Source organism: Caballeronia sp., assembly GCF_028292365.1.
GTDB lineage: Bacteria > Pseudomonadota > Gammaproteobacteria > Burkholderiales > Burkholderiaceae > Caballeronia.
Genome location: NZ_JAQGMM010000435.1, coordinates 1 through 9,897, shown reverse-complemented (window position 1 = coordinate 9,897; position 9,897 = coordinate 1). Strand labels below are relative to the sequence as shown.

Genomic DNA, 9,897 nt, shown 5'->3' with positions numbered 1-9,897 from the left:
ATCGTCAATCGATCGTAAGTGAGCATAAATTATCATGAACGAGCGAACGTAGGCAAGTTTTTGCCGTTCATTTTTCGTGGCCGACGTGCCCGCATTCACTGCGTGTTAACAGGCTGGGAGATTTGGATGCCATCATGTGATTCGCTTAATCCGGCCCTTTTCTGTGGCTGGTGGTGCGGCCAGCAGCGTCGGCAGATGATCGAACGACGCACCGCCCGCGTGGATATCGAAGACGAAATCGGCGCGGGGAAACAATTCGGTGTCCACATAGTGCGCAATCATCTCCATGATGGAGCCATCGCGATGACCCGGGAAGATCCGGTTCATGTTCGCGCCATCAATAGGCGAGGTCCGCCGCCCCGCGAGAAATACAGGAAAGTTGAGACCCGGCACGACGATCAGGCGGCCGCTGATTTGCATGTGCCGGTCTGAACGCCTTCCTGCTCAAAATCGATATCCGTCGAGATGCGGGAGCGGTCGGTGGCCATGATTCGTCTCCTGAGTATGGGCATGAGATGCCTGGCATGCGTTTCGGTATGAAAGGCGGCGGCGAATGCAAACGACGCAGCGATGCCCGTACTATCTGAAATCGATGTGATTTATGCCAATGCCGATTGATGGCATGCGTGATGCCTTTGACGCATCGCGCTTCAGGGGAGTCATGCGATCGAAGTCGATCGTGAGGAAGTGCATCCGACTGGCTGGCCGGTATCGGGATCCTGTTAGTCCCTTTAATAGGATGATGTCACTACTTCAACCGGGCAAGGAATGATCGGATAGTGGCGGTGACAACCCAGGAGATTTAAAGATGCGTATTTTTCTTACCGGTGCGACAGGCTTCATCGGCGCGGCCATCGTTCCGGAACTGATCAAGGCCGGCCATCAGGTGATCGGTATGACGCGGTCGGACGCGGGCGCTCAAGCGCTTATCAATGCAGGGGCGGAGGTGCATCACGGCACCCTGGAGGATCCGGAGAGCCTGCGCAGCGGCGCCGCCAAAGCAGATGGCGTCATCCACACGGCATTCGATCACGATTTTTCGAAATTTGTGGAGAATTGCGAAAAGGACAAGCGTGCGATCGCGGCGCTCGGAGCCGCGCTCACTGGCTCTGACCGCCCTCTGATAATCACCTCCGGGACCGGCATGGGTAGCGGTGAGCATGGTCAACTGGCGACCGAAGATGTCTTTAATATCCGTCATCAAAATCCGCGCATCGCATCCGAATTGGCTGGCAATGTGCTCCTCGAAGCAGGAATCAACGTGTCGGTGGTGCGACTGCCTCAAGTTCACAACCCGTTCAAGCAAGGTCTCATCACGCCGCTCGTCGCCGTCGCGCGTGAGAAAGGCGTCTCCGCCTACGTGGGTGAGGGTCGTAACCGCTGGCCGGCGGGTCATCTCTCTGATGTGGCGCTTCTGTACCGGCTCGCCATTGAAAAAGGCGAACAGGGGGCACGCTATCATGCGGTCGGCGAGGAGGGGATCAGTAGCCGCGAAATTGCCGAGGCGCTTGGCCGGGGCCTGAACTTGCCCGCAGTGTCGATCACCCCGGATGAAGCAGCGTCGCATTTTGGATGGATGGCAATGTTCGTCGGCCTGGATATGCCGGCCTCCAGTGTCCAGACCCAGAGCCGCTTGGACTGGCATCCAACCGGTCCAACACTCATCGCTGACCTTAACGAAGCACAGTATGCCTAATCATCTTCGTTGAACGGCCAGAAGTCATGACGGCGCCCTGCTTGGGGCGCCGCAGCACCTTTACTCTTCCACGGCGGCAAGCTCACCGTTTCACGGATGCTCGGCGGCTATAGCGACTCGTTCAGCAAATCTCCAAACTCAATACCGTTCTTGGCCGCGGTCATCAAATCATCCGGAGTCGGACCCTCGCGGGTAAGGTCGACCAGTCCCTGATTCAGTTTCACATATGGCCGCATGCGGTGTTCGTATGCGGCAAAAGCTTGCGCCGGATGGTCCCAGTGCCGAACCAGCTCGCGAACCAGCACAAAAGCGCCGACAAGTGCGAGGCTCGTGCCTTGACCCGAAAATGGGGAGGCGCAGTGCGCTGCATCACCCGCAAGGACGATGCGGCCTTTCGACCACGACGGCATGCGGATCTGCGCGAGCTCGTTGTAGTAAAACTGATCGGTCACTTTCATTGCGTCGATAAAGCGGGGGAACGCGCCCTTCAAATGAGCGCACTGGCCAGCCACAATTCGCTTCTGCGTTTCCATGTCGCTGCGGGACACCGCAAGCTCGGGTATGGCGAAACCAACGCCAATCCGGAGTTCGTTCTGGTCGCGGCTTGGGTAGATCACGTAGCCGACGCCGCCCTCGCGATGCCCGAGTTGCCAATCGATAAGGCCGATCAGGTTGGGTGTCGAAAAGAGAGCGAGCACCACGCCCAACGGAAAGACAAACTTGGGTTCATCGTCGAAACATTGCTTGCGGACGTTGGAGTAAATTCCGTCGGCGCCGATCAGCAGATCGAATTGCCTGATCTGGCCGCTTGAAAATGTGACCGCCACGCCATCGCCCTGATCATCGATCAAGCGAATGCTCTCGTCGTAAATGAATTCGACACGCTCGCTCATTGCGCCCATCAGAAGCTCGCAAAGATCATCGCGAAAGATTTCAATATCTTCGCTGTCGAGTCGGCCGGCACTGAACGTGCGTTCTTCGGTACGTTGGATCTCGTTGCCGTCGACATCGAGCGTCGACATGCCCTTGAGCCGCGTGCGTAGTGCGCGGACGTCGTCAAGCAATCCCATTGCGTCGACCACACTGAGCGCGACACCACGGATGTCGACAGCTTGCCCGCCTCGGCGAAAGCCCGGGGAGCGTTCAACCAGCGTGGTAGTGAATCCCGCGCGATCCAGCCAGTAAGCCAGTGCCAGACCGGTGACACCTGCCCCGGAGATCAATACTTTTCCGTTCATCATCAACCTCGTCATCGTTTCAAAACGCGCGTTCTCACGCGTTGGCGTCGACGATAAAGTATATGAAAAGCCAAACTTGATCGCCGGAATTTCCGGCCGGCTTATCCCACCAACCCGTCAGATCTGCGAAATGCCTTCCGCTCGTTCCGAACGGCCCAGGAAAAAGCCCTGCGCGCTGGTACATCCGGAGGCCCGGACAAAGCTCAGCTGCTCGTGCGTTTCAATACCTTCCGCCGTAGTGGGAATGCCCAGCTCATGGGCCAGCGCCACGATGCCGCGAACCACGGCCGCCGACTCTCGCCGATGCACGGATTCGCGCACAAATGAACTGTCGATCTTTAGCGTGTCGAATGAAAAACGGCATAGATTCGACAGCGTGGAAAAGCCCGTTCCGAAATCGTCGAGCGCGAGCCCGATACCCATCGCGCGAAGTTTTTGCACGTTGCGCCGCGTCGGGACATCGTCGCTCATGAGTACGGTTTCCGTGACCTCGATGTTCAGCCGCGAAGGCGGTAACCCTGATTCCTGCAGGACCGTTGCAACCAGGTCCGCGAACGAATCTTCCCGCAGTTGCACAGGCGAGACGTTCACGGCCACGACGACCGGTTCGCGCCAGCGGGCCGCTTGCGCGCAGGAGCGCCTGAGCACCCATTCCCCCAGTGGCAGGATCAGGCCCGTCCGCTCTGCAATGGGAACGAAGGTTGTGGGCGCCAATTCGCCTCTTGTGGGATGGGTCCAGCGGACCAGTGCTTCGCGTCCGGTGACGACGCCGCTGGCCAGGTTGACGATGGGTTGATATTCCATCCTCAAGCCGCTGCCAAATGATTGAAGCGCACCTTCCAGGTCGCTTCGCAGGAGGCTCAGGCTGTCGTCGGAGGCGTGCGCCTTGGCATCGAATACGGCAAAGGCGCTCTTGCCGCTGCGCTTGACCGCGTACAACGCGCGGTCGGCGCATATCAGGAGTTGCGGTCCCGTTTCTCCGTGCTCGGGATACTGCGAAATCCCGACACTCGCGCCAATCCGCACCAGCACCTCGTTCAGTACGAACGGACGCGCAAGGGTTTTCACAATCTGGTCCGCCAGCAGCCGGACCTCTTCGCTCATGGACGAGTCGCTGGAAATGGCGACGAATTCATCGCCTGCCAGACGGCCGACTACATCTCCCTGACGCAGGACCGCCCGTAAACGCTTGGCGGATTCCTGAAGCACGAGGTCGCCGGCTGCGTGCCCGAGGCTGTCGTTGATGGCCTTGAAACCGTCAAGATCGATCAGGAGCACCGCGAACGATCCGTGCCTGACCGCCGGCTCGGCATCGGTACGGTTCAGCAGGAGTTCGCTGATGCGGGCGCGGTTCGGCAGGCCAGTGAGACTGTCGTGGCGGGCAAGGCGATTACTGGTTTCCTGCGCGAGCAGCAGCGCGACGGTGTCTTTGTTGCTGCGGATCGCAACGGTAAAAAAGCCGGCAGCGCAAAACGGCGCCTGGAACAGCAAGACGATTTTTCCAGAACCGGGAGACATCGCGGCGCCGATCCCGAGCAGCGTAAAGATGATGGAGATCTGGATCAGGACAAGCCGGGGTATGCCTGCGTTACGGCCTGCCAATCCGCCCACCACGCCAACGGCGCAAACGTTGCCCAGCAGGAAAAGCGTCTGGTCTCCGCTGATATTGCATAAGAGGGCGCCGAATCCGAGAAGCGCGCTCCACAGGATGCTGGCAAGCAGGAACGCCGATGTCGGCGTGGGCTCGTTGCGTGCGCTGCGCCTGCAGCAGATGGCGATCAGGGACAGGCGCACGATCAGGAGCGCGATCACCGCGAGCGTCCATGACGCGTAGAGGACGCTCGGATGAAGGTAATAGGCGGTGACGCAAACGCTGATCTCGCAAACTGACGCCATTGCGATCGACGTCGTCCTGGTGAACAGGTTTGACAGCAGTATCTGTCGATTATCCGCGCTCAGGTCTTGAGCGGATCCTACTAGCCATTTGAAAAACGGCAACCTCGGTTCACTAAACGCCATGGCATGCGCAATATAGGTAGGTACTTGGTTATCGGCGCGACTGGCTTTTTTCTGAGCTTGATTATCCCGGTAAATGTGTCCGTTGCTCGAACAATATGATATTGCACCCGCGTGACCTGGGCGGGCTCCAAGGGTATCAGAGGGCGGAACAATTCGGGTCTATGACAAACATGCCTGTCAAGCCGAGGAGGGAAACGGGTGCGGCCGAATATTCTGAAGACTACCTCGTTCGCAAGAGGCAATCCTGTCTACGGAAAATAATACGGATTGACGTCTGTCTTGCGCCGCAGCATGACGAACTGAAACAGCCTGAGGACGGGCTGCAGGCGTTGCGCTGGGAGGTCCGTCTTGCGACTGAAGGTAACATGCAGGGAATGATGCGGCGGATTCATCTTGCCCGGGCGCGCGTGCATTAACGATCCCGGATAGAGCATCCTGCCGTGCGATCTTTTACTTGGAGGACAAAAAATGAAGCGTGGGTTTTGCTCATTTATTGCGTTGACGATTGCGGCGCCGGGCCTCGCGATGGCCTTTAACGAAGACGCATCGTACAACCAGTGCGTGATGCAATCGCTGAAGGGAGTAAGGAGCAGACAAGCGACCGATCTGATTACAACGTCGTGCCGGAAGCTCTATAAGGAAAGCGCTTTCCTGAATAACAAGGAGAAAAATTATCGCGTCTGCCTGGTTCAGAACCTGCAAGGAATAGAGAACGATTACGCCGCGCAACAAGTGGCGGCAGCCTGTCGCCGGGCGAATAGCGGTTGAGTGGATCTCGGCATTGCGCCTTTAGCACTGTCCCTGCCCGATGAATGTTTATCAGGGGTCGTACGCCGCGCAGACGCGGCGCGCTGCCTGAGCAGCGCACCGCACCACACCGCGTTACTTCAACCGATCAGAACCGGTGGATGATACCTACGCCCGCAGCAAACTGGCTGGGAGACGACGACGGTGCAGACTGGAACCCGTCGCCAACCGAGGCGGTCGCGTTGATGATGCTGCCCGCGCCACTCGTCCCGAGCGTTTTGCCGTTCGCGCGCTGATAGGCCTGCAATGCATAGAGGCCGGTGCGTTTAGACAGCGAATAATATTCGGACAGGTTGAACTGCTGGTATTGCGCAGAACTCGTAATGCCGTTGGCTTTCGTCGCACGCGTGTAGCTGTAGCCGGCGGCGAGATCGAGCAGCGGCAATGCTTTCCAGTGCAGCACTGCGCCACCTGTATTGAAGATTTCCGTGGTCTTGAAGCTCGAATTGATACCCGGGATGTACTGCACGTTCGAGTACGTGAACGAGATATCCAGCGTCTGCGTGAAGGTATAACCGCCCGCGACCGCAATGCGCTGCTGTGCCTGAGCGGTCTGATAACCGTTCGTGACCGCCGATACCCCTGACTGGCCCGCGGAATTGGTGGTCGAATCTGCACCAAACGCGCCGCCGCCCGGGGTCGAGTTGTTGATCCGCGTGATACCCGCGGCAAGCCCGAACGGACCATTGAGGTACTGGATCGCGCCGCTCCATGTCGAGCCCTGGTTCACGCTGCCTGGAACGCCGGCAAACGAGTACGAACCGCTGGCAGTGAATCCGAAGAACTTCGGTGACGTGTACACGAGCGAATTATTGGCGCGATAAATCGTGTCCAGTTCGTCGAGGTCGCCCGGATGCGCACCGAAGGCGCCGGTAAGCCAGGTCGTCGGGCTATAGGGCGAAAGCAGGTTGTAGTAGGACGTGTATTGGCGGCCCGCGGTAAGCGTACCGTAGACCGGGTTGGTCAAGCCTACCCATGCCTGCCGGCCGAACATTGCGTTCGTGTATTGCTGAGCGCCCGACGCCGCGTTAAAACCCGACTCCAACTGGAAGATGGTCTTGGTGCCGCCACCCAGGTCTTCTGAACCCTTGAGGCCGAAGCGGCTGCCCGCCCAGATTCCGGAGAGCATCTTGATGTTGGAGCGTCCACCCTTGTTTGAACCCAGTGACGTCTGGCTGCTCTGGTACGAAATAGAGTCGTCGACAATACCGTACAACGTCACGCTGTTTTGAGCGAAGACCGGCGAGGCGAGGGTGGCGAGGCTGATTAATACGGCTTTTTTGACGGTTTTTTTGGCGGATTTTTTGACGTGACGTGACTGCATGATTTATCTCCTCTTGTTGTATCACTGATTGCGACGTGGCCAGCAACGTCGCGGGTTTTCCTGCTTGCTCATTTAACGAAATTGCTTAACTGAAAAATACCTTCAGGCGATGTCTCCCGAATCGCCTGAAAAATCATCGGTAATCCTTATAGAACCCCCGCGTAACTGGATTCCGGCGCGCCACGTACACCCGGAAGCACCGCAAGCACATGACCGTCGTGTTCGTTCGCGCCGCTTGCCGGACGAATCGATGTGATAAAGAGCGTGTCGAGTTCGCGGCCGCCAAACGTGCACATTGATGGCTTCGAGACGGGCAACGCGATGCTTCGGTCCAACCGGCCGTCAGGCGCAAAACGCAGCAGCAGGCCGGCGTCGTTGGCACAGGTCCAGTAGCAGCCGTCGGTGTCGACAGCCGCGCCGTCCGGGCGTCCTGCAAACTGATTCAGGTCGGCAAAGACGCGGCGGTTACGGGGTTCGCCGGTGTCGACGTCGTAGTCGAAAGCCCAGACAAGCCTGCGCGCCGGATGCGAATCGGAGAGATACATCGTCGTGCCTTGCGGTGACCACGCGAGTCCGTTCTGCACGATCAGTCCGCTGACAATGGGCGCGGAAAGCGTGCCGTCGGCGTCGTATCGATACAGCGAGCCCGACGGGTTGGCCGCGGCCATATCCTGCACCATCGTGCCGGCCCAGAATCGGCCTTGACGATCACAGCGGCCATCGTTGAAGCGCATGCCTGGCAGCGGAAAAACGGGTGCGGCGAGCTTGCGGCCACTCGCCTCATGCCCAGCCAGCAGCGTGAGCGCGAAGAGCCCGGTTTCGCATCCGGCGAGCAGGGTGCCGTGACGGTCGAAGGTGATGCAGGCCACCTTTTCGGGCAGGCGCCACTCGGTGCGCCTGGCCTCGCCCATGACCAGACGAGCGATCGTGCGAGCGGGGATGTCGACCCAATACAACGCCTGTTCCTGTTCTCGCCAGACCGGGCTTTCGCCCACTTCGCACGGTGCCTGATCCGCGGCCTCGAGGCGTTCGAACGCCAGTGTTTCCGGTTGCATGTTGTTCATGATGAGGGTCTCAGCGGCCAGTACAGGCCGCTCGTTACTGCGGGCGGTATCGCGTGAATGTGGCCCACGCGCGGCGTTCAAAGCCGACGTCGCTCAGTGGTGGAGGACGGCCGGTGCGATGCGCGCTTTGCTTCGCGCACGGCCAAGCACCGTGACCGCACGCTAGGCACCGGCGGGACTCGGAAGGTTGGCGTCGGCGCGTCGATTGACCAGCGCAGGCCGCACCAGCGTCCAGAGCAGGACCACGCCGATCAGGTCGCCGAAGCCGAGCGCGACGAAGAACGGTGCATAGCCGATGGTCGCAACCAGCCCGCCGATCACGAGCGTGAAAATCAGGTTGCCGAGCCCCGCTGACAATCCCGCGAAGCCCGTAACGGTTGCCACTTCACGGCGCGGGAACAGGTCGGCGGACATCGAAATAACGGCGACGGAAAGCGTCTGGTGCGCAAAGCCGCCAAGGCACAGCAGGAAGATTGCCGTGCCCGGGTCCTTTACATAACCCACGCCTGCCATGGCCGTCATGATCACTGCGCCGATCGTGAAGACAATGCGCTTGCCGTTGATCACGGCAATGTTGAAGCGCTTGTTGAGGTACAGCGAAATCGATCCGCCCATCAGGCAGCCCACGTCCGCCGCCACGAACGGCAGCCATGCTGTCATGGCAATGGCCTTGAGGTCGAAGCCGCGTGCCTGATGCAAGTAGAGGGGCATCCAGAACACGAGCGTGGTCCAGACAGGATCGGCAAAAAAGCGCGGCAGGGCGATGCCCCAGAAGTTGCGTTGCTTGAAGATCGCGCGCAGGTTGGGCTTGGCGCCGTTATCGGAGAGTTCGGCGTGTTCACCTTCGACGATATAAGCCGCTTCAGTCGCAGTGAGCGCCTTGTGCTCGCTCGGATGCCGGTAGAACACGATCCATAGCACCGCCCATACGAGGCCGAGACAGCCGGCAATCACGAAGGCCATTTCCCAGTTGTACTTGAGGATCGACCAGGCGATGAGCGGCGGTGCGGCAATGGCGCCAATCGATGTGCCGATGTTGAAGATCCCTGCCGCCAACCCGCGTTCACGCGCCGGGAACCAGAACGCGGCCATACGCATGCCGGCCGGGATAAACGAGGCTTCGGCCAGCCCGAGCAAACCACGCAGCACGAACAGGCCGACCCAGCCGCTTGCAAAGCCGTGCGCGATACACACGACCGACCACGCGACGCCGCAAATCAGGAAGCCGAAGCGCAAGCCGATACGGTCCATCAGGTAGCCGGTGATCGGGCCGCCGAGCGGGTACATCACGAAGAACGCACCCGTGATCCAGCCGTACTGCGCGGTGCTGATATGCAGGTCCTGCATGACCGTGGGGGCGGCGACACTGAGCGAACTGCGCGCCAGGTAGTTCATGACCGTGCCGAGCGTCAGCAGGGCGATCATCCACCAGCGCAGCCCTCTTAACTTGATTGCCATGTCGGTTTGTCTCCGTTCTTTGCGTTCGTTATTTTTGTCAGCCGCTCGGTCGGCTGAGACCGCTGCGCGCACGTTCGAAGTCCTTCATTCGACCGATTCAGGACGCGATGACAACGCGCAACATTCACAGCAGTAAGTTATGTTAGTAATGTGAACGCATCGTATGTCAGATGACTTATCTCGCGCAATACGCGAAGCATCGGCGTTTACACTAGTAATATTTTCTGCGGGCTTTTAATTTCCTGGATTTTTTGGGCTTTTATACGGGCGAAGAGCGCTACTGTGGCGGGT

The 9,897-nt window shown here is 59.2% G+C and carries 8 protein-coding genes; 2 read left to right on the top strand and 6 right to left on the bottom strand.

The annotated features are described in order from the left end of the window. Nucleotides 1–132 precede the first annotated feature (132 nt). Nucleotides 133–420 carry a succinylglutamate desuccinylase/aspartoacylase family protein gene (locus JWR14_RS26080; RefSeq protein WP_366144600.1) on the bottom strand — a complete coding sequence of 96 codons (288 nt, stop codon included), beginning with the start codon at nucleotides 418–420 and terminating at the stop codon, nucleotides 133–135. A 388-nt stretch (nucleotides 421–808) separates the two neighbouring features. On the opposite strand from JWR14_RS26080, the gene JWR14_RS26075 reads away from it, so the two are divergent. Next, entirely contained in the window at nucleotides 809–1,696 is an 888-nt protein-coding gene (locus JWR14_RS26075; RefSeq protein ID WP_299714239.1) for an SDR family oxidoreductase, read from the top strand. Between the two features lie 107 nt (nucleotides 1,697–1,803). Here the strand turns inward: JWR14_RS26075 and JWR14_RS26070 are convergent, their stop codons facing one another. Together JWR14_RS26070 and JWR14_RS26065 are read right to left on the bottom strand one after the other, a co-directional pair. After that, complete coding sequence (locus JWR14_RS26070) at nucleotides 1,804–2,937, bottom strand: FAD-dependent monooxygenase (RefSeq protein ID WP_299714236.1); 1,134 nt, start codon at nucleotides 2,935–2,937, stop codon at nucleotides 1,804–1,806. A gap of 114 nt (nucleotides 2,938–3,051) precedes the next feature. Beyond that, nucleotides 3,052–4,953: an EAL domain-containing protein gene (locus JWR14_RS26065; RefSeq protein WP_299714233.1), complete on the bottom strand. Its 1,902-nt coding sequence runs from the start codon at nucleotides 4,951–4,953 to the stop codon at nucleotides 3,052–3,054. A gap of 468 nt (nucleotides 4,954–5,421) precedes the next feature. Between JWR14_RS26065 and JWR14_RS26060 the strand changes: the two genes are divergently transcribed. Further along, the gene (locus JWR14_RS26060; protein ID WP_299714230.1) at nucleotides 5,422–5,721 is read left to right on the top strand and encodes a VF_A0006 family four-cysteine protein; all 300 of its coding nucleotides are present in this window, start codon (nucleotides 5,422–5,424) and stop codon (nucleotides 5,719–5,721) included. A gap of 127 nt (nucleotides 5,722–5,848) precedes the next feature. On the opposite strand, the gene JWR14_RS26055 is transcribed toward JWR14_RS26060, so the two are convergent. The 3 genes from JWR14_RS26055 to JWR14_RS26045 all read right to left on the bottom strand — a co-directional run bounded on the left by JWR14_RS26055 (nucleotide 5,849) and on the right by JWR14_RS26045 (nucleotide 9,606). Continuing rightward, a complete protein-coding gene (locus tag JWR14_RS26055) occupies nucleotides 5,849–7,084 on the bottom strand; it encodes a porin (RefSeq protein WP_299714227.1) in 1,236 nt (411 codons plus the stop codon). A 146-nt stretch (nucleotides 7,085–7,230) separates the two neighbouring features. Beyond that, on the bottom strand, nucleotides 7,231–8,148 hold the full coding sequence (locus JWR14_RS26050) for an SMP-30/gluconolactonase/LRE family protein (RefSeq protein ID WP_299714225.1): 918 nt from the start codon (nucleotides 8,146–8,148) through the stop codon (nucleotides 7,231–7,233). Between the two features lie 162 nt (nucleotides 8,149–8,310). Continuing rightward, a complete protein-coding gene (locus JWR14_RS26045; protein ID WP_299714222.1) occupies nucleotides 8,311–9,606 on the bottom strand; it encodes an MFS transporter in 1,296 nt (431 codons plus the stop codon). Nucleotides 9,607–9,897: the final 291 nt, after the last annotated feature.

Coding starts and splice junctions, on each gene's coding strand:
- JWR14_RS26080 (WP_366144600.1), bottom strand. CDS start 420: ATGCAAATCAGCGGCCGCCTGATCGTCGTGCCGGGTCTCAACTTTCCT.
- JWR14_RS26075 (WP_299714239.1), top strand. CDS start 809: ATGCGTATTTTTCTTACCGGTGCGACAGGCTTCATCGGCGCGGCCATC.
- JWR14_RS26070 (WP_299714236.1), bottom strand. CDS start 2,937: ATGATGAACGGAAAAGTATTGATCTCCGGGGCAGGTGTCACCGGTCTG.
- JWR14_RS26065 (WP_299714233.1), bottom strand. CDS start 4,953: ATGGCGTTTAGTGAACCGAGGTTGCCGTTTTTCAAATGGCTAGTAGGA.
- JWR14_RS26060 (WP_299714230.1), top strand. CDS start 5,422: ATGAAGCGTGGGTTTTGCTCATTTATTGCGTTGACGATTGCGGCGCCG.
- JWR14_RS26055 (WP_299714227.1), bottom strand. CDS start 7,084: ATGCAGTCACGTCACGTCAAAAAATCCGCCAAAAAAACCGTCAAAAAA.
- JWR14_RS26050 (WP_299714225.1), bottom strand. CDS start 8,148: ATGAACAACATGCAACCGGAAACACTGGCGTTCGAACGCCTCGAGGCC.
- JWR14_RS26045 (WP_299714222.1), bottom strand. CDS start 9,606: ATGGCAATCAAGTTAAGAGGGCTGCGCTGGTGGATGATCGCCCTGCTG.